Source organism: Actinophytocola xanthii (assembly GCF_001921205.1).
GTDB lineage: Bacteria > Actinomycetota > Actinomycetes > Mycobacteriales > Pseudonocardiaceae > Actinophytocola > Actinophytocola xanthii.
In genome coordinates this window covers 50,422-71,112 of sequence record NZ_MSIE01000055.1, presented here as the reverse complement: position 1 = coordinate 71,112, position 20,691 = coordinate 50,422, and the positions used below count along the sequence as shown (strand labels likewise).

Annotated in this window: 9 protein-coding genes and 1 pseudogene; 3 read left to right on the top strand and 7 right to left on the bottom strand. The window is 65.8% G+C overall.

Annotated features, from left to right (window positions below; all coding sequences use genetic code 11):
• Nucleotides 1-39 precede the first annotated feature (39 nt).
• The 4 genes from BU204_RS27205 to BU204_RS27190 form a co-directional block, all read right to left on the bottom strand.
• Complete coding sequence (locus BU204_RS27205) at nt 40-447, bottom strand: histone-like nucleoid-structuring protein Lsr2 (protein ID WP_075128610.1); 408 nt, start codon at nt 445-447, stop codon at nt 40-42.
• A 376-nt stretch (nt 448-823) separates the two neighbouring features.
• Nucleotides 824-970: a hypothetical protein gene (locus BU204_RS40280; protein ID WP_158073522.1), complete on the bottom strand. Its 147-nt coding sequence runs from the start codon at nt 968-970 to the stop codon at nt 824-826.
• A gap of 1,439 nt (nt 971-2,409) precedes the next feature.
• Nucleotides 2,410-2,985 carry a hypothetical protein gene (locus BU204_RS27195; protein ID WP_075128608.1) on the bottom strand — a complete coding sequence of 192 codons (576 nt, stop codon included), beginning with the start codon at nt 2,983-2,985 and terminating at the stop codon, nt 2,410-2,412.
• Nucleotides 2,986-3,571: 586 nt separating this feature from the next.
• A complete protein-coding gene (locus BU204_RS27190) occupies nt 3,572-4,474 on the bottom strand; it encodes a bifunctional DNA primase/polymerase (RefSeq protein WP_233160653.1) in 903 nt (300 codons plus the stop codon).
• Nucleotides 4,475-4,688: 214 nt separating this feature from the next.
• Here BU204_RS27190 and BU204_RS27185 point away from each other — a divergent pair, with 214 nt between their 5' ends.
• Both BU204_RS27185 and BU204_RS27180 read left to right on the top strand, forming a co-directional pair.
• Nucleotides 4,689-5,102: an AAA family ATPase gene (locus tag BU204_RS27185; protein WP_083661678.1), complete on the top strand. Its 414-nt coding sequence runs from the start codon at nt 4,689-4,691 to the stop codon at nt 5,100-5,102.
• 56 nt (nt 5,103-5,158) lie between these two features.
• Nucleotides 5,159-5,653: a hypothetical protein gene (locus BU204_RS27180; RefSeq protein ID WP_143229785.1), complete on the top strand. Its 495-nt coding sequence runs from the start codon at nt 5,159-5,161 to the stop codon at nt 5,651-5,653.
• A gap of 2,131 nt (nt 5,654-7,784) precedes the next feature.
• Here the strand turns inward: BU204_RS27180 and BU204_RS39445 are convergent.
• Entirely contained in the window at nt 7,785-11,630 is a 3,846-nt protein-coding gene (locus BU204_RS39445; RefSeq protein ID WP_143229784.1) for an nSTAND1 domain-containing NTPase, read from the bottom strand.
• Nucleotides 11,627-12,046, bottom strand: a complete 420-nt coding sequence (locus BU204_RS27150; RefSeq protein ID WP_075128600.1) for a hypothetical protein — start codon at nt 12,044-12,046, stop codon at nt 11,627-11,629. Before BU204_RS27150 ends, BU204_RS39445 begins: the two co-directional genes overlap by 4 nt.
• A gap of 1,086 nt (nt 12,047-13,132) precedes the next feature.
• Between BU204_RS27150 and BU204_RS27140 the strand changes: the two genes are divergently transcribed.
• A complete protein-coding gene (locus BU204_RS27140; RefSeq protein ID WP_143229783.1) occupies nt 13,133-18,451 on the top strand; it encodes a helix-turn-helix domain-containing protein in 5,319 nt (1,772 codons plus the stop codon).
• Nucleotides 18,452-19,004: 553 nt separating this feature from the next.
• On the opposite strand, the pseudogene BU204_RS27135 reads toward BU204_RS27140, so the two are convergent.
• Nucleotides 19,005-20,535 (bottom strand): annotated as a pseudogene (locus BU204_RS27135) (ISL3 family transposase).
• Nucleotides 20,536-20,691: the final 156 nt, after the last annotated feature.

Below are 20,691 nucleotides of genomic sequence, written 5' to 3'. Positions count from 1 at the left end.
GGCTTGCGGAGCTTTCGGGCGTCCTACCTGGTCTGTTGGTCAACTCGCCTTGGCGCGGGCGCGGCTTCGTCCCCCGCCAGAGGACCGCTTCTTTTTCGGCGTTGCCTCGGCTTGTGCCTGGCGGTAGGAGTCGACGACGTGTGCGGGGATGCGGCCGCGACCGGACAGCTCGTATCCGTTGTTGTTCGCCCACTCGCGGACCTGGCTGGCCTCGGTGGGACCATTGTCGGGTGTGGAGCGGGGCTTCGTGCCGCGCTTGATCCGGCCACCGACACGGCGACCGGCGGCCACGAACTCGGTGAGCCTGTCGCGTAGTTGCTCAGCGTTGGCACCGCTGAGGTCGATTTCGTAGGTGACGCCATCCAATCCGAACTGGACGGTGGAGACGTCGTCACCAGGAAGCCCGTCAAGGTCGTCGACGAGCTGAACCAGAACTTTCTGAGCCATTCACACACTCCTCGTAGTGCCGTATCGGGACATGTCGCATCAGCGGGCTTAAGAAGAACAATACCGTATCGGTGTTAGACAAATTCGCACCAGGTGATGGGCACGCTACGTCACAGTTCGCCGTAATCATTCACGAGGTGGTGCGGGTGCTGGGCCACAAATCGGCCACACAGCGGGATGCCGCTGTGTCCGTTGAGGACCTGAAACCCCGGTAGAGTGACCGGTACTGGCGATCACGCAGTTCTGCGGCGCCGGTACCGGTTCAGGGGAACCGGGAGAACATGACGGGAACGATCACACCTGATATCGGTCGCATGACCATTGCCGGTCCAACGCCGCATGACAACTTGTCGACGGGACATCGTAAGACGTCGGGTTAGCGTGCCGCGAGGATCGTCACGGATATCACGATGACCAGTGTGAGAAGGAAAGCCAGCCGCCAGGTGATGCGGTGACCACACAGCGTGACAACCCATTTGACTACGGCGGTGGCGAGGGCGGGAACCAGGAGCGTGCCGAACATGAGGAGACTCCCTTCCCAAAAGGCGCAGTGACGAGGACAGTGACGAGGACGGACGGTGCTCCCGTGCCCGACGCATGGAGTCCCACCCCGGCTGCCCCGCCCGCACAACACGACGGGGCCGTGAGTGAAGCGCCGTACCGGTGTGAGCCGATCACGGACGGCCCCGACGAAGTCGACCTGGTGGCGTTGAAGTTGGGGTACGGGACCGTGGAACACGTCGATCACCGCAGGACAACGAGACCCGAGCGTCGTGGGGTCTGGCTGCTGTGCGTGCCTACGTTCACCGGACGCGACAGTACGGTGAGCCGCCGGAGACTGTTCTCGACGCCTTGGGGATGACCTGCGGCACCTGTGCGACGTACTCGGGTTGGACTTCGGCGATGTCATCGAGGGCAGCCGAAATCACTACGACCACGAGGTCCGCGGCGAATAGCCACAGCCCACCCCGAAACCGGATGCGCTGACCACTGCCGACGACAGACACCAGTTCACGGCGTCCGCGGACGGGTCGTCGGCGGAGCACACCGAAGACGCCGGGGGAACCCGTTCCCGGACTCCTCCCAGCCAGGCCTCCTACGCCCAGTCGCAATCCCGTGACCTTGGTCGACACCAACAGCCTCGCGAACGTTGGCGCCGTCCAGTGCGCGCCCCTGACAAACAGGGAGCCACCCGTGTGGCCTCCGCCCTGCAAACCTTGTTTACGGCCGTCGCCTGAGGACGGCTGATCCGACACGGCATTCCCCCGCGCCCCGCCGTGACGCCGGCCGGGTCGGCGCTGCCCCGGGCTGTGGCGTCCAGGTGCTCGCGAACGCATGGCGGCCAACGACATCGTCGTCGCTCCGCAGTGGGTGACCATCGGCATGTCGCACGTACCGGGTCGAGTACTCGGCGTGCCGGACGAGCTGGCGGCGCTGGTTCCACCGAAACAACTCCCAGCGCCGCCGGTCCGATCTCTTCTCTGCGCCGGCGCTGCTCCACGCCTCCACCAGCGACCCGGACCCGCCGAGGAGAACGACCCATGTCATCGCGCCCGCACGCGACTGTGGTCGAGATCCGTTCTCCCGCCGCAGCGCCGCCGACACCCACCGTCCTCGCGTTGCGCAGTGCTTCGACCAGGGCGAAGGTGACGCGAATCGCGTCGTCGGCGATATCGCTCATCGTCGCGAACTGGTCGTCTTCGAGGTCGAGGTCATCGACGTCCGCCGCCGATTCGGGGTCACGGCGAGTCTCGTCCCATACGTCGAGATGCTGGACCAGTGTCGAGTACAGCTCATTCGTGTCCGTGTTTGTGGTCGTGTCGGACATGCGTGCGCCTTTCGTTCGGCACGGACGGAGGGAACTCCCGTGACAGCTCATGGCCGTCCGGTCATTGCGGTCCCGGCATCGGTATGTCAGGCCGGGGTGTCGTCAAGGTGCTGCAGGCGCCCGGTGAACCTTGCTCACCAGGCGTGGGTGCTGCGGCCACCGTGTCCGGAGAGGTGCCGGTCCACGTCGGTGTGCGGATCGCTGTGGGTCTGCGTGTCGGTCTTGTTGGTGGATGGTGATCGGCGGAGCGGGCTGGGCTGGTGGTGTGGGGCGGGGCTGGTGGTGTCCTGGCGGACCAGGGTCGCCAGCCCGGTCGCGAGCCCGAGCACGGCGACGGGCACACATGACACGACGACGGTCACCCACCACGGGGCCACGGTGATGTCGTGGGCCTTCATGAGGTGGCTGGCGACCTGGGCGCCACCGCCGACCGCCAGGCTCACCAGGGCGGACCAGCGGGCGTAGCTGCGGGTCCGCGCGGACAGCGCCGCGGAGGACAGCCAGGTGCGCAGGGCGTAGCCGCCGTAGGCTTCGATGCCGATCGGCAGGACGATGGCGGTGTTGATCCGGAAGTCGTCCACGAGCCCGGGGAGTGGCTGGACCAGGCCGAAGCCGGTGAACCGGCCGAGGTCGACCCATCCGCCCCAGACCGCGACCGCGGCGGCCAGGCCGATGAAGGCCAACGGCCAGGCGCTGGGCGGACTCGCCACCCGATGCTCGCTGGGGTCCCGTGTCCGCGCCGGTGGTGGTTCTGCCTCCCCACCAGTCAGGTCCGGACGTTCGGAGAGCACGGACGGCGGTGGTGGGTCGTGGGGTGGTGCGGGCACCTGGAGTGGAGGTGGCTGGGATGGCGGTATGGGTGGTGCGGTGGTCTCCAGCGGGGTTCGGTCCTGGTGAGGATCTGGTGACGGCTGGGTCGCCAGATCCTCGGACTGGAGCACCTCGGATGCGGCGATCCGCATCGCTCGAGGAACCTGGTGCTCGGTGCCGCCCGTGTGCTCCACCAGCGCAGGCCGGCCAGGCCTTCGTGTGTTCTGGCGGTCGGCGTTGAGGAACGCCGCGCGGACCCGCTCGAGGACGGTGGAATCGGGTAGACGGCGCCCGTTGCGTGGGGGCGCTGGTTTCTCCGGCAGGGGGGTCGCGGGCATGAACATCTCCTCCAGAGGAAAGGCAGGGGAGTGGGCTGTCGCTCGCGGGGTTGGCCGTCGTCGATGGACAGCGGTGCGAGAGACGGGGTCTGGGTGGTCGTGCCACTCGGGGGATGGCGATGGTCGGGCGGTGGCCGGGTGGTGGTGGTCAGGCGATGAGGCCGTCGATCGGGCGTGGGTGCTTGCGGCCGCGGGCGAGGCCGTTCTCGATGTGTCGGCGGGCCTCGGTTTGTGTCCAGCCGTCGATTCCGTCGTGCACGCGGGCGGCGTCGCGCAGCGCGTGCTCGGCGACGTGTTCGTCGAGGACATCGGCGCCGACCAGGCCGCCCAGCTTGTAGGCGGCCCTGAACACGACGATGGCCCGGCTGCCGGGAATCGCGTTGGCCACGTTTCCGGCCTCACCTCGGACAGCCGCTGCGACGTAGGCGTCCACGCGGCTGTCGCCGAACCGAAGCCGTATCGGCCTCGGCGGCGCGGGTGGGGCAGGTGTGAGCCGGGTGACCAGCCAGAGCGGCAATGGAACCGGGGTGTCGGGACGGCGGGGGTCCGGCCGATACACCCAGGGGCTGCCGCCGACGAGGCGCACTGAACCGGCAGCGGTGACCGCGCCGCCCCACGCCCGCACGTCGACCCCTGGCCCCAGCCCTCGCCTGCCCGTAGCGCCGATCGTGTTCCGCAGCCGCCGGTCGGTCGGCGCCAGGAAGTAGCGGTGCTCACCGTGCGGAGTCAGAACGGTGTAGGTGTCTACGGGATCGGCCTCGCCGGCCCAGTGCGCGAGCAAGGCCAGCACCTCACGACCATGGTGTACCCCTTCATCGCCCCATATGCCGGACGCCCGGCCGCGCAGGTTGTCGAGGTCGATCACCACCAGTCCGGCCGGTCCACATGCGATTCCGACATTCCTGGCTGGATCGATCGTCCACCAGTCCTGAAGCTGGTCGCGATCGGTCGTCGCGACCTTCTCCCATTGTTTGATTGCTGGAATCTTGCTGCGTGGGGACAGCGGGAACACTGGCCACCCGCGAAGTGCGGCGGTCATGGCGGCGTTCAACGAAGAAGTATCCCGCTGGTGACTCGTCGGGGCCGATAATTCCTGCCAGAATCGAATAACCACAGGACCTCCCAGGTTTCCATTGATCGATTTGATCGGCAGACAGTGGCCAGAGAGCCTCGATTGGTGCGTGGGAACGGTTCCGAGTCGGCCGGTGGCGCTCTGATGGGGCAGTGGCGCTGCGAAGGACAGGTGGTCATCTAGACTGCGCGTTGTGGCGGCAGCGACAGGAAATGACGACACACGGCTCGTGGTGTTGCGGGGAAATTCAGGTGCGGGGAAAACGACGGTCGCGCTCCGGGTGCGATCTCACCTGGGCAGGACGTGCGCGCTGGTCCAGCAGGACGTGATACGCCGCACGATCCTCAAGGAACGCGACATTCCCGACGGCGCCAACATCGGCCTGATCTCGCATGTGACCCGCTACGCCCTCGACCACGGTTACAACGTGATCATCGAAGGTATCCTGCACGCCGAACGCTACGCCTACATGCTCGCCGAACTCGCCGACGACCACCGCGCGGTCCTGGCATCCGCAGCGTTCTCATCGACCTCGAGACGCCCGAGCAGCGCGGGCACGCCCGTGTCGGACGCGCTGCTGTCGAGGGAATGTCACCCCCGAGGATGAGTGATCTCCCTCTGCCTGGGGAGGGATCCGGGGCGCGGCGCGGAGATCCTGTTGCCATGAACAAGACTTGGAGAACGGTGATCGGCACCCTGACCGCGGCGTTGGCGATGCTGGGGACAACCGGCGCGGCGACCGCCACCGTCCAGGCCGCACCACATGTCGCGGTGCTGGGCAGCGCCAAGTTCGACACCCACGACCCGTACTCGGTATTCGAGTTCTCGGTCCACGCCCGGGGAGACGGCCGCTCGGGTACGGGTGTCCTGTGGATGTCGCACCATAACGACGAGTCGGTAGGCTGGATGGTCGCCAGGGTCGACTGCGTTCGGCCCGTAGGCGCGCGGGCTGTCGTGACGGCCGTGGTGAGCGACGCTCAGGACTTCGCACCGGCGGCCCCAGGCGATCGGGTCGCCCTGACAGTGCGCGACAACGGCGTTAAGGACACGCTCAGCGTCGCGTCGCGGGAGCAGGTGAGGACATGTCACATGTCCCCAGAGCCGGAGTTCCCGATCACCAGGGGCGACTTCCGGGTGTTGCGCCTACACCCGGCCTGACCAGGGGCGACGGCGGTGGAATTTGACATGCTGCCGGCTCCACCGCCGTGCTCCTCAGGAGCTTGACGCGCTGGCAGGTCTCCGTCAACAGCAGCGCCTCGGCCAGGCACGCCCGCTCGAACTCGGCCAGCGGCAGGCTCTCGTCCACCCCATGAGCTCGTGTCTCGTTGTCCGCCCCGGGCGCGGATGATCAGGATGGCCACCGCTGGGAAGGCCTCGGCGAAGACCGTCGTGAACGGGATGCGCCAGCCATCGCAGATGTCCGCGACATCCCTCCCGTGGGTCTGCCGGTACGCCCTCCTGGCCGCCTCGTACTGCCACCCTGACGGCTCGACGCGGTGCGGTTGCGACTCCTCCACCGCGCTCACCACCACCTCCGCGGCTCATGGCGCGTGTCGCCGGTGAGTAGGTCACCGTCCCGGGCAAGCCCGCGCTGAACTGGCCGTGCGCCGCGCCCCGAGAAAGCCACTTCATGCCGCCGCGTCGGCAGGAACACGGCCCTAGCCTGGCCGCGCCAATCGCCGGCTGGGCGGCTCACTGTGCCGGGAAGCCGGGGCGACATCGCGCATTGGCTCCGTCGGCGCCTCACCAGCCTGTCCCCGGTACACGAATCGGTGAAACTCGCCGCGCGCCGGGCTGCTCGGGGTGGTGTCCAGGGCATCGGCCAGCTCGTCCCAGATAACACCGTGCGCGAGCACCTGCCGTATCACCTTGCCCTTCACGCCCCTGGTCATCGCAACGAGCCACGCCGATCATGTGCGCGGCCGCCGGCGCGTCGGCCTGGTCGGGCTCCGGCGCCTGCTCCATTCCGGTGACCGCAGGCTGGCGGGGCCACCTATCCTCCTGATCCTGGTAGCGCCATTGCCTCCGCTTCCAGCCGTGCAGCCTTCGCCCGCTCGTGCTCAGCGAACATCTCCTCGGTTTCCACGCGTCCGGCGGTGCGAGCTACCGCTACCCCTGTCGGCTGGTGCGGGTTCATCAGCCACGTCGTCCCGCACACGCCTAACCTCGCCATCCGCAATGATCCCCTTGGAACGGCAGTCCCCCTGTTCACCCACCGATACCAGACCTGGCCAGGGCGGTGAACGCAATACTGGTCCGGTAACTCGGCACGGGGTGCTCGCCCAAGCGAGCACCCTCTGGTCAGCCGTTGTGAGTGGCGAGATGGTGACCCACCTCGGCCGCCTGCGGCGTGCCGATCTCGTGGAAGATGACCAGCGCCTGTTCCATGGCCGCTCGCGCCTCGACATGTCAGTTCATTCGATCCATGGCCTTGCCGGAGACAATAGAGGTTCATCGCTTCCCCCTGCCGGTCAGGCGAGGAGGCCCTTCCGGCCACTGCTCGCGCCGGGGATCGGTAGGAAATATACTGCGTCTGACCTGTGGATACAGTGCTTGACTAAACAGGGTCGAGGGCGGGTGGTCTGGGGGAGTGGCTAGACCCGGAAACTGGGCGCGGTACGCTCGTCCGTGAGCTGGACGAACGGTCTTGAGCACAGCGCTTGACTCGCTTCTGCTGGGGGAAGAGGACCATGCCCAGTTCTCCCTTGGTCGGTTGTATAGCGCCGGTGGACCGCGGTCCACGGGCCACCGCGCTTGTTCGCGCTGTATCTGGCCGCACGCCGGCAGCGAGCCCAGGAGTTGGAGCTGGGCGCAGCGCCACGCCGAACTGGCCCACCAAAGACACGACGCCACCCAACCCCGTGTAACTGACTTGTCACCAGAGCGGTCGAGCAGATGGGGTGTGCGCAGGTTGGTGAGTTGCTGTGGGTCGTGTCGTCGGACGAGGGCGGGGCCGCGTTGGTGATCCGGGCCGCGTCCGTCGGAGCTGTCGCGCCGGCCGGCTGGTCGCTTTGCCAACGGCCGGGCACACCGAGCGCGGCCATCGCCCGGAGGTAGAACTTCTCGTAGAAGGCGTTGACAGTCAGCGCCCGTTCTGTGCCGTCCTCACCCGAGCGGAGGCACGGCAGAGGGTCTTATATTCACTCAGGTTCTGAGTTGACATACAGTTTAATCACAGGTAGCAACCGCGTGACTGGTCGGGTCGCCGCTGTTCAGGCGAGTTTCGAAGCGAAGCTGTTTGTCGAATTCGGAAGTGACGTAGAACGCGACGCCCAATAAATCTTTTCAACTAGTCGGGACATGTTTGTTGAAAACTCGTTCCTACATAACGAGACCACTCTACCGTATTGAACCCACGTCCAGCACGTTCACAAGCCTTCTCCAACGGACGTTGAACAACATGATTCAAGTTAGTCATATCCCAGAGGATCACCGTTTCGTGTTCCGTGTCTGCCGCCAGCGTATTTCCATCTGGACTGAATGCCAGTAACGCGAGACCGGTGGAATCGCCGACTAGAGGTACGCCAATCTTATGCGGTCTGATTGGATTTGCGATATTCCATAGACTCACAGAGCCGTCAGCGGCTGTCGCCGCAAGTATCTTCTCATCGGGGCTGAACGCGACAACAAAGGTGGAGAACAAGAAGTTGTTCGGGCCCACTAATATTTTGCTGAGCCTACGAGGAGATCGACCGTCGGCCACATTCCACAACGAAACAGACCCGTCAAGACTAGCAGAGGCCAAGGTATCTCCATCCGAACTGAACTCAAGCGCTCCCAATGAGTCCACTGCGCTAAACGGGATCCTACTGAGTTCACGAGCCCGCGAAGGATCACGGATATCCCATAGGATGATCGTCGGATCCTCTGGCTGACTATGCCCTGGCGGCCCACTCCCAGTACCAGTCGCCAGAGTACGCCCATCTGGACTGAGCGCCAACGCCGAGATCCCGTCGAGCGGCAGGTGATCAGTTACCAATCGATCCAGCTTACGGGGACGATCCGATACGTCCCAGAGTACAACTTCAGTCTCGGCATCTGTAACGGTAGTAGCCAAAACACGTCCGTCCCGACTCCACGCCATTTGGCGCCCGTAGGAGAAATCATCTAACTGTCCCAGTATTTTCGGCCGGACCGAATCCGCCATTTGCCATATCTCAAGCGGATCAATCGCCTCGGAATTTGCACTGGAATCCATAACCAGTCTGTCCCCAGCGTAACTCAACCTGAGTATAAAATTCGCATGCCCGTCAACCTGACCACGTCTTTTAGGGCGCAGAGGGTCCGTTCTCTCCCAGAGAGTTGGCTTGCCATGATCAACGGTGGCAATAACGCGCAAATCTCCACTGATTGTTGCAGCCTTGAGTCTATCAATTTGGCGAGCCTGGGTGGCGGTATCCCACAGGGTCACCCCGCCACCTTCTACGGACGTCGCAAGAAGCCCTGGAGAAACGAAGGCAACTAACGTTACTGGGCTGGTGTAGCCTGTCTGTGGTTGGCCAATCTTGGTGGGGTGCGCTGGATCGAACGTATCCCATAAAGTTACTGCGCCGGTGATGTCGCCACTGGCCAGCGTGCGACCGTCAGGGCTGAAGGTCATCGCCTCGACCGTATTGGTATGGATTGCTGCCGTTCGTCCCAACTTACACGGACGTCGCGGTTCGGCGATGTCCCAGAAATCGACGGCAATATGTTTATTCCCGTACGCAGTTGCAATAGCAAGCGTGCGGCCGTCGGGACTGAATGTTGTCGCAAACACCGAGATGTCTTTAGTCTCTAAGAAGTGACTCATTTTTCGTGGAGAACGAGGATCGGACGTGTCCCACAACGTTACACCGTCATCGTCGGTCGTGAGCAATATGTCATTCCGAGGGCTAAAATCCGCGCCACCGCTGCGTTGTGATATTCGCCAGGTTGGGCGCGGGTGAGCCAGGTTGCTGATATTCCACAGCTCTGACTCCTCGCCCTCCTGAAAAGTACTTGTGAGTACAAGTGCCCTTCCGTCATGGTTGAACGCTACGCTTGAGACTGAGCTAACGTCACGGACCCGTCCCATCTCGCGAGGATGACTTAGATCTCTTGTATCCCAAATAACAAGCGAATCGTCCATAGAACTCTGTGTCACGAGAAGTCCATCTGGACTAAAGGCCATAGGGCCGAGGCTGTCGGGTATTGTTGCACCCAACCTAGGACGCCGCGGATCGGTAATATCCCACAGCTTTGTTGCAGAGTCATCGCCGTCGGTGCCGACGCTAGCCATGGTCTTCCCATCGCGACTGATCACGGCGGCCTCTGCCTTGTTTGAAATTGACCCCGCATTGGAGCTTGTAGTCAAGCTAGTGACAAGACTAGCGTCAGCTCCTGAACGGGGATCGAGATAATGCGCTGCTAAACCAAGACGCAGCGCCTGCGTGGGCGACGTTTCCCGCACGGCGTCCGCCTGACCGACAAGTCCTCGTGCAATAGCGATACGCTGCTGGGAAAGCGCGTCACCTCGCTGCTGGTAGCCATAGGTAACGGCGATCAACAAAGATGCCATGAGAGCAAATATGCTTACAAGCGCCAGAGCCAACCGCCGCAGTCGCCAACGGCTGGTTCGGATGCTTGTATCTAGGAACTCATGGGCAAGTCGGTCCAGGCTTCCGTGGTGCCGGGTAGCCCAGTCTCGGGCCACCACCAGCTGGGCTCCGCGATACAGCACGCCGCGGTCGCGGTGCCGGCGCTGCCACCGGTCAGACGCTTCGATCAACTCCTGTTGTACTTGCAGGCCAGTTCGATCTTCGTTGATCCAATCCCGCAGTCTTGGCCACGCACGGAGCAAGACTTCGTGGGTGATCTCGACGGTTTCCTGTTGCTGCGTCAGCAGACGGGCACTGGTGAATTCGTCGAGTACTCGATTCACGCTCTGCTGGTCTGACTCAGAACCGCCCTGCAAGTCTGAGCGGAGTACACGCCGCCGGACGTCGTCGAAGTTGTCGCCTACCTTGACGAGGCGGAGAAACAGCGCTCGGGTCGTCTCCTGATCCGGCGGACTGAGCGTGGAATAGACGTCGTCAGCGCTGGTGGCCACCGCGTGCTCGATCCCTCCTGTGGCGATGTAGCCGTCCACAGTCAGGGTGTCACCATGGAGCTCACGCCACGTCGCTCGCAGCGCATGAGCCAGCAGCGGCAAGCGGCCAGCCTCGTATCCCTCAGTGTTGCCGGTGCCGACGCCGAGGTCGCGCAGCAACAAATCGACCAGACCCGGCTCGATCCGCAAGCCCGCGCGCCTGGCCGGATTGATGATCGCTTCACGCAGTTCACCCGTCGACATCGGGCCAACCAGCACTTGGCCGTCCTGCAGCACGGCCTTGAGGTGGGGATGGTCAGCACACTGCGCATAGAAGTCCGCTCGCAGCCCGTACACCACCAGGGCGAGCGGCTCCTGCCCGTCGGTACCTGACGCGGTGAGTTGGTCGACCAACGCGAGGAAGCGCTCGCGTTCATCCTTGTCGGTACACATCGTGAACAGCTCTTCGAGTTGATCGACGACGAGCATCAGCCGCCAACTCGCACCATCGGACTCAGCCGAGCGAACGCTCCTCAGACGCTGGCGGAGCGCCTCGACATAAGTGGCCGGGTCCGCTGCAGCAACCTGGACAGTAATGGTGTCAGCGCCATCGAGGCCAACGCCCGCGGCGATTGCTGTCGTGATCGCGCTGACGGGATGTTCGGTCGGCGTCAACACCAGGCGGGGCCACTGTCGCGACCCCGGCAACCGTCCCTGCTCGACCCGATGCAGCAGCCCAGCCTGAAGCAACGACGACTTTCCCGCTCCAGACGGCGCCACCACGATCAGCGGCCCACCGTCCCCCTGTAACCGCTGATCCAGCCGCGCTACCAGCTCTGTGATCAGCTGATCACGCCCAAAGAACCACTCCGCCTGCTCCGGCCGGAACGACGCCATTCCGGTCGGATAGGGACATACATCAGAGGCCGAGTCCGCCGTCGCCCGCCGGGTTTGGCGGACGCCGTCCTCGTAGTGTTCATGGTGTTCAATCCGCTGGTCGCGCCCCGCCTGATAGACCCGGGCGTCCCCAGAAGCGTGGGCCTCCAGCCACGCCGGCTCGCCCCCAGCGACTTCCTCGCTACTCATTGCTCGTTGATGTGCTGGTCACGACCCGCTTGATACACCCTGCCATGTCCCGATACGCGCGCCTGCATACCCAGCTGCCCAATCTGGGAGCTGGCCGATACCACCGGCTGTAGCTCGTCATTCAAGCGCCGCAGCTCGCCCGCAAGATGCGGCGCGGTCGCAAGTAGACGCCGTAGGCGCGACTGCCACTCATCTACCAGGTCACGCAAAAGCTGCTCATCATCGGTGTGGCGGACGGCCAACAACTGCTCACGAGCCTCCACCAACTCAGCCTCGACCGTCTCAGCACGATCTGGATGCACCCGCCGCCAGAGTGCGCCCACGCCCTTCTTAGCTACGTCCCACGCACCCGTTGTCAACGCCGTCACCAGCGTGGTTGCTGCCGTCGCGACCAATGTCCCCAGCTCAGGATCCACCACAATTTCCCCTCAGACGACATCTACCCACCCGCAGAAAGTAGCCACCTTAGACCACGACCACCGATTTCTCGCTTGCGGACCTGTGTGTTCGACGATGTCCATCAAGCCGATCTGAGGCCCACATGGACCGCCACATCGCAACGATCACGACAAGTAACGACACTACTTCGCAAGGTGAAAGCCGTTCGCTGATCAGCGAGTACGGAACCCGAGAACAACCACCAGTCCGGTGGATCGTGGAACAGGTCTCGCTCTGCTCCACCAGTTCCGCCGCCTGCAGCTCGGTGGGAGCGCCGCGCCGACATTCACCACGGCCTCCGTAGGATACGGTCATCGACACGAGGGAAAGTTTGCTCGTTACCACGAGCCGACTTGCTGTACACCTGGTCCACCCCGGCCGCTGGGACGTCGACGTGTGCCCGAAATGGCCGGGTTGGTGCGGGCTATTAGACCTGCGACATCAAGATCTGAATCAGAGCGGACACGCGGCGCTCGTGAGGCGTCGATGAGATGGCATCGCACTTGCGCACGACTTCAGCAGCGGCCCAATTCGCTCGGCCGGGGTGACAGTCTGTCACCATTCACTCACGCAGATACTTCGGTTCCAGCTCATTCGAACTCAGTTCGGCATTGGTGGGAGCTTGACCGACATGAGTTCGCCCCTTCCATCCTCGCAACCGGCCGGAGCGTTGGGCTACTGCGTCGCCGCACCGGCACGACGATCGCCGTCCTCCCGGCCACGTGCAAAGGCAGCGCGCAGCGCGTTGTGCCGGCCTCAACCGAGCCATCGCCATCGCCACCGTCGGCGAGGCCCTCATCGGTGGGGAGTGTCGTGATGGCATAGGTGAGGCGGACCGGGCATAGGCGACAGGTCTCTTCTCAGTCCGCCGCCGCCGTGCTTCCTGGCTCGGTGTCGATCCAGCAGACGTCTCGGTCTGCCTTTCGACATGCTGCGTGCGTGCGCCACTTCGATGCATGGACTCGCGGCCGCGTCGGAAGGCGGTCTGCCCACTCACTGGCGAGCGCGACACCCCCTACGTCTATGTCCAGCGCTTCTGGACATAGAGAGGTAGGGTCGGCGTCGTGGCAACGGCAGCAGAAACCCTTCAGGCGACGCTCAGCGAGCGAGAGTTCGGGGCACTGAAGGTGCTCGCCGCGACACCGGAAGCTCTGTCGGGCCGCAAGGTCGCGACGGCGCTGGGGGTGTCTCCGACCACGGCGAACGCCGCGCTGTCGACCCTGTCCGATGCCGGGTTCGTCACCGCGACGAAGTCGGGCCGGTCGACCTTGTGGCGACTGGTGGTCTCCCACCCGTCAATCAGCGCATGGTTGGAGGAGATCTCGTCAGACAACGGGGGATTGGTGGCTGGTTCGAGCCCGTACTCCACGGGTGGCGGAGGGGTGCGTCTGGAACATTCCTATGCGGCGTGCCTGATTGCCGCATTCCTGGCTGGCGAGGCGTTGCAGGAGCTGGGGCAGGCTGTGTCGGTCGACACGATCCGCTTGCAGGCGAGCGATGTGAGCACGGTCGATGACATCGTCCTGGAGGGCCGTGACAGCCAGGGCACACCATGTCGCTCGTCGATCGCTGTACGACGCAATCCCGCCCTGACCTCCAGTGACAGCACGTCCGTTCCGCTGATCCGGGACTTTCTGGTGATCGTCACCGAGCACTGGTCCGAGGTGATGGCGGGGCGGTGGCGGATCGTGCTCGCGGTGTCCACGAACGCCAACGCGATCACGCAGCTGGCTGAACTGGCCGAACTGGCCAGCGGTCTTCTGGGCGCGCAGGCGCTGGCCAGTCGCGTGAGCGAGCCTGGGCGGACCAACGCCGGGTTGCGCAGCCGGCTCGACCACCTCACAGCGCTGGTCGGGCAGGCGGCGGTGAAACTGGACTCGGCTAGTGGGCTGAGCGCCCAGGAGCTGACCTGGCGGCTGTTGTCCGGCTTGAGCACCCGCAGCCTGCGCCTGGAGCGCACGGACCGGGCCGACCGCGCCGCGGCGGTCACCGCGCTGCAGCGCATGCTCCGCGACGGCACGCCCGCCACCGCAGACGCGCTGTTCTCGCGTCTGGAGGATCTCGTGGGGGTGTGGGCGCCGCAGGCGGCCGTGCTGACCCAGTCGGTGATCCGCCGCGCGGTGGCCGACTTCCCGCTGACGCACTCCGCCCGGTTCGCCCGCGCCTGGGAGATGATCGACCGGCTCGGTTCGCGGCTGCGCGAGTCGATCCGCCCGGCGCTGCGCTCGGCCGCGCAGTCGCTGGAGTTGCAGCGCTGCGGCGAACGGGCTCGTCTGGTGGAACTCATGCGGTCGGTGGGCTCCTCGGCCGGCGCGGTGGTGGTCACCGGTGACCCCGACGTCGGTAAGTCCGCGTTGTCGTTGCGGGCGGCGGAGGAGCTGCGCGAGCAGGGCGCGGCGGTGTGCAGCCTGAGCCTGCGCGATCTGCGGCGCACCGTGGCGGACGTGGAGAGTCAGTGGGGCGGGCACGCCGTGGACGCCGTCCTGGCGGCGGGTCCCGTGGGGCCTGTCCGGCTCGTGCTCATCGACGGCGCGGAGTCGGTGCTGGAAGGCAAAGGCGAGGTGTTCCGGACCATGTCCGCGGCCGCAGTGCGGGCTGGCTTCGGTGTCGTGGCGGTGACGCGCACCGACGGCTCGCGTCAGGTCCGTGACGAGCTGACGCACGCCCTCGACTTGGCCGATTCGGATGGCGCTGCGGCCGAATACGTGGTTGGGTCGTTGACCGACGACGAGCGCGACGCTCTCGTGTCCACGTTTCCTGCGCTGGCCCGGCTGGGCAGTGATCCGCGCGCTCGCTGGCTGCTGGGCCGGCCCGGCCTGGTCGACGTACTGCTGCGCACCGGCGTCGTGCTCGATCCCGCCGACCTGCTGTGCGAGGCCGATGTGTTCTCCGCGGTGTGGTGCGGCCTCATCCGCCGGAACGAGATCCACACTCCCGGCGCTGCCTCGCCGCACGACCGGGAAGAGGCCGCCCTGAGCGTGGCCCGCCGCAGCCTCGGCATCGACACGGCGGCACCCGCGGGCACCGGCTCGGCGGAGCTGCGCTCGGATGGTGTGCTACGGGTGCCCCATAATCCCGCTTTCTCAGCGGGGGAGGAGTTCGCGACGGATCTGTTTCGTGACTTCGCGCTGTGCCGGCTGTTCATCACACAGGGATGGCAGCCGCTCACGGTAACCGAAGCCCCCCGCTGGGCGATCCGCGCGGCCCGCCTGGGCTGCCAGGCCGCCCTGCTCGACCGCAGCGACACGCACTGCTGGGCCCGCCTGTCGGCCAGTTTCACCGAGATCGCCGCCGCCCACGGCGAGCGGTGGCGCGAAGTGCCCTACGAAGCGCTTCTCACGCTGGGCGACGCGGACGCGGCCATCCGGCAGCTGTGGGACACGTTCACCGGCGACGACAGCGCCGCGTTGATGACACTGCTGCGCCTGGCCGAGACCCGCTACATCAGCGGCACGGTCGGCGACGCGTTCGCGCTCGCACCGCTGGTGAAGGTCATCTTCTGCGAACGGCCGGTGATCGAAGGCCGGCCGAGCTCGGGTCATCGCACCGTGCGTCAGGTCATCCAGAACCTGGTCCTGGCGTGGTTGCGGGGCATGGCTGACACCCACGCGCTGCCGCATCCGTTGCGCCGCGAGGTCCGCGACACCATTCTCGACGGTGACCCGGCCCTCTACGACGACTTCGCGATCGAAGCACTCGCGTGTCTGGGCCCCGACATCGACGACCGCGCAGAGGCTCGCCTGCGTCAGGCCGCCGACGATAGCCCAGGACATCTCAACGCCGCGGTGGAGTCGGTCCACGTCGCCGTCAGCATGTCAGCGGCCCGGCCCGCGCTGCTGCTCGATCTCGCCGAGGCCTACTACATCAAAAAACCGTCCGAGCACGAGCGCTGGGGCGGTCACGACCTCGACGACGGCATCCGCGACTTCAAGCACGGCCTCACCCCCGGATTCGGCGTGCCCCGGGCCGCGTGGTTCTACGGGCCGTTCTTCCGGCTGCTGCACACCATCCCGATGGACACCATCGGCTTCCTCAACCGCATGCTCGACCACGCCGCCACGGTCCGCGTGCAGAAGCTGGCCAATCTGCACGGCCATGCCCGTGACAGTGACACCGACGACCTGGACGGCGTGCGTCTGGACGTGCCGGGAATCGGTGACCGGCTCTACGTCGGCGACAGCCACGTCTGGGCGTGGTACCGCGCCACCAGCGTTGGCCCGTACGCGTGCATGAGCGCGTTGCTGGCGCTGGAACGGTACATCGACCACCTGCTGGAGCAGTTGGAGTTCCCGGCATCACGGCTCGTCGAGGTGCTGCTGCGCGACTGCCACAACCTCGCGATACCCGCGCTGCTCGTCGGCGTGCTGACCCGGCACCCGAACCTCACCGGCGCACTGCTCGATCCGTTCCTGGCGTCTCCGGCCATCTGGCATCTCGAGCACGCCCGCGTCAGCAGCGACTACGGATTGCGTGTCCGCGCCGCCGACGCCGACAAGCTGACCGGATCCGAGCGGCGCACACAGACCTTCCAGCAGACCGTGGGCACGATGGTCATCAACGCCCGGCTCGCCGGCGACGACGACCGCCTAGCCCAGCTGCAGGCCGTCGGCCACACCCTCACCAGCACCGCCCGCGCCCAACTTGCCAGTTCCGCCGACAGTGACAACAACGAGCACCTCGCGGTCATCGAGACCTGGGCCGAACAGTTCCGCATCGACAACTATCGAATGAGCCGCGACGGCGAGCATCTGCGCATCGAGTTCGAGCGACCCGAACGGCTCGAGCACGTCCTCGCACCCCGCGACGCGGAACTAAACACGACCAACACCCTGTACGGACTGCAGAACCGCTACAGCCGCCACAACGACAACCCCGCACACTGGCCCGTCGACACCCTCGCCGAGGACCTCGCCACCGCACGCGCGATCGCCGAGACCGAGCAGCCGCCCACCGGCATGCCCTGGCCGGAGAACCCCCTCGTCGCTGTCGCCGCGGCCGCCGTGCGCGCCCACGCCCTGGGGCTGGCGACGGTGACGCCCCCTGATGTCAAGTGGGCCGTTGACACGGTGATGTGGGCCGCCGACAACCCGCACGGCGACGACTTCAGCTACAGCGGATCGCTGTTCTCGATAGGCGCCGATCGTGCCGCGGCGGCGTCCGCGCCGCTGCTCGTGCTCGCGCCCTTCGACGATCTGGGCCTGGATCCCTCGCGCGTGCAGGCGTGCCTGCACGCCCTGGCCACCAGCGAGTTCGACGAGGTGCGCGCGATCTTCGCCCTGGGCTGCGAGCCGGTGTGGACCGCGCCGTGCGAGGCCCACAACGACACCGGCACCGAATTCGGCGTTGAGTTCGACGGCGGCCCCGGCGGTGCCGCTGTGGTCGGCCTTGACCCCTGCCGCCGGCACGCACCAGTGTGGGTCGCCGCCACCGCGGGCCTGATCGACAGCAGGCTCGGACCTCCGGACCCCCGGACCCATCAGCGGCGACCCGATCCGCTGGCTGCACCGGTGCACGAGTCGCTGACGACCGTCGCCGACGACGAGCTTCTGCTCAACCGGCTGCGCATGCCGTTGACGTGCGTGGTCGACGCCCGGCACGTGCCATGTCTGGACAGTGCGGTCACCGAGCTGTGGGGCCCGCTCTGGGACGCCCACCGCAGAAGCCTCGCCCACTGGTGGCGCAACGACTACGACCACCACGCGCACACCGCGCACGAACCGATCGCCCAGCGAATGATCACGATCGCCCTCGACGGTGACCGCGGGCCGGTCGCAGCCCACATCACGAGCTACGCAACCGACAGCGACGCTCTACACAAACTCTTTGACGGCTTCGCGACCGTCTTCACCTACCACGACAACCTCCGACAATCCCTGGCGGAGTTCTGGCCCTGGGCAATGGAAATCGCCCTCGACACCGTCGCTGACGGAGCCGCTGCGCGCTCCCAGCACCGCGGATTCGAGTACATGACCGCAGCCCTGCTGCCCACCCCGAACCCGAGGTCCTGGGATCCCGACATCGACACCACCCTCAGCCGCTGCCGCCAGAACTGGATCCAGCCCGACGCGCTCGATACACTCGCCGACCGGTGGCTACAGCTCAGTCGCCGCGAACCCAAAGCCGTTGACGCCGTGATCAAGTTCGCCAGGAGTGCACCCGTGCGGTGGCAGATGACCACGGCGCTGACCTGGATCGAGTCGATCATCGACGGTCGTTACGACCTCATCGCCAATCACCTGTGGCTGCTGGAGGAGTGGGTTATCGGACTTCGCAGCACGGGGGTAACCATGGGCGAGGCCAAGAGCCGCTACCACCGCATCATCGACGGCTTGGCCGCCGCAGGTGATCGAGCCTCGGTGCGACTGCAGCAACTGGACGAGTAGAACCCCGTTCGCTGGACAGCTGTCGAGCGTAGCCGAAGTGGATGCCGGGAGTGCCGGGACGCTGCTGGTCCGCGCGCCCCCACATGCCTTGACACGACCCGGGACCCCGGCACCGCTTCGCCGAGCGGGGCACGGATCCCTGCCCGGCTTCGCCCTCGTAAACGCCGAAGCACTGCTTGTCGGCGCCATGGAACAGCTACCCACCGACACTCCAACCGCCTCCCAGGTCCAAGCCAAGATGATCGCCCTGGAGCCCGGCTTCGACGAGGCCAACTACGGCTTCTCCCAGTTACGGAACCTCGTCAGTCACCTCGGCTGCCGCGTCCGCACGGTCGGGGCACTCCGGCAGCGATATCCCCGTCGCACTCCGCGACACCTATCCCGTTGACCAGAACGATGACAACAGACGAGAAGCAGTGCTTGACATGGAAGATATCTGTCTATTAGGGACAGTGCGTCCCAGGATTTTCCCAGAGTGACGTCGGCAGACCACGGCAACCAACAACGGTCAATGAGCACATCCGCGCAGGTCAGGGCGTACTTCCGATGGTGGTTATCCGAGGAGGATGCGGTGGCGTAGGAGAGCGAAGCCGGCTCTTCCGTACATCTGCCGCTTGAGCAGCTTGGTCTTGGTGTTGACGCCTTCGGTGCGTCCGTTGTGGTGTTCGCGGGTGATCGCGGCGGTGACGGCGTCGATGTCCTGGTCGAGGCCTCGGGTGAAGGAGTGGACGTGGGGTAGATCGGCCTCGCGTGTGGCGGTGGTCCATTCCGCCAGTCGGGCCGGGTTGTCCTCGCGGGGAGCGAGCAGGGCGGCGAAGGATCGCACGGCGGCGGCCAACGTGGTCATCTCGGAGCAGGCAGCGGTCAGGGTTTCGAGTCGTTCGCGTTGCCGTTCGGTGAGGTTCGCTGGCCGGGTCAGTAGCATCCCGGCGGCCCGACGTGGCGAGATGTGTGGATGGTCATCGAGGTGCCGTCCCTGGTTGAGGTAGCGCACGAGGAGGTTGTGGCTGCCGGTGTAGCCCATTGCGCGGATCTCGGCCAGCAGTGCGGTGGCCCCTACCGCCGATTCCTGTTCACGGCGGGCGCGGAGGTGGTCCCGGTAGGGGTCGACCATGCAGGACCGGTACTTGGGGACCCGTTGGACACGTTCCGGTTTGGCGGCGCGGGCGTATCGCTTGAGGGTGTTCATCGCCAGGTCGAGGCGGCGTGAGCAGTCCAGCAGCCCGACTCCGGCCTCGAGCAGGGTATGGATCTGCTGGCACCGCTGGAGAGTGGTCTCGGCGAGCTTTCCCTCGCGCAGTCCCGTGGCCGTCGCCCAGCACGCGCTGTGGGCCGCTACCTCTTTGGCCACGGCGTCGCACAAGCCGTGCCAGACATGCCATCGGTCGGCGACCTGGACCGCGTTGGGCAGCGCGTCCCGCACGGCCTGGGCATACGCGGTCGAACCGTCCCGGCACACGACCTCGACTCCTGGATGCGCCCGCAACCAGCCAGCCACCACCTCGGCGCCGCGCCCAGACAACACATCGATCCGGGCACCGGTGTCGGCGTCGATCACCACGGTGGCGTAGTCATGACCTCTGCGCAGGGCGAAGTCATCGATCCCCAGCACCCGCGGCACCGCGCGCTCCGGCAGCGGGATGCCCAGCAGGACCCGCACCGCCGTGCCTCGACCGACCACGATCCCGAGAGCCGGCAGCAACCGGGCGGAGGCCCTGCCGGCCAGTTCGCGCATGACGCTCCGGACCTGTTCACCCAGCCGAACGGTCCGTCGTTGGTATCGCTCGATCAAGCCCGGCACCTGCTCCCGGAACGTCCGGCGCGCGCACTCTGCGACAGGGCAACGCATCCGACGGATCCGCAACCTCACCAACACCCGGCGTCCATCGACCGGTACATCCGCGGGGATCCGCTCGTGGAAGGCGTGGACCCGGCCCGTGGGAGTGCCACAAGCAGGACACGGCACCTCATCGCCCCTGGTCGATGCGCACCACGATCACATCGCCAGCGTCCTCGACATCCTCGATCGACAGCGCCGAAAGCCCCGAGAACACCGCGCTGACCAGCTTCGCCACCTCAGCCACAAACGATCAGGCAACCCCGAACCCGGGCTCCGCCGGGGACGTGCCACGCCACCACCGAAAGTGCGCCAGAGCCGCTCGTTTTACAGTCCCACGGGGGAAGCTCAGTCGGCGAGTCGGTCCTTGTCGGTTGTGGTGAGGTGCGGAATTATGGCTCGC

What these genes read in the sequence shown, in the direction of transcription:
- BU204_RS27205 (WP_075128610.1), bottom strand. Translation starts at nt 447, where the DNA reads ATGGCTCAGAAAGTTCTGGTTCAGCTCGTCGACGACCTTGACGGGCTT.
- BU204_RS40280 (WP_158073522.1), bottom strand. Translation starts at nt 970, where the DNA reads ATGTTCGGCACGCTCCTGGTTCCCGCCCTCGCCACCGCCGTAGTCAAA.
- BU204_RS27180 (WP_143229785.1), top strand. Translation starts at nt 5,159, where the DNA reads ATGAACAAGACTTGGAGAACGGTGATCGGCACCCTGACCGCGGCGTTG.
- BU204_RS39445 (WP_143229784.1), bottom strand. Translation starts at nt 11,630, where the DNA reads ATGAGTAGCGAGGAAGTCGCTGGGGGCGAGCCGGCGTGGCTGGAGGCC.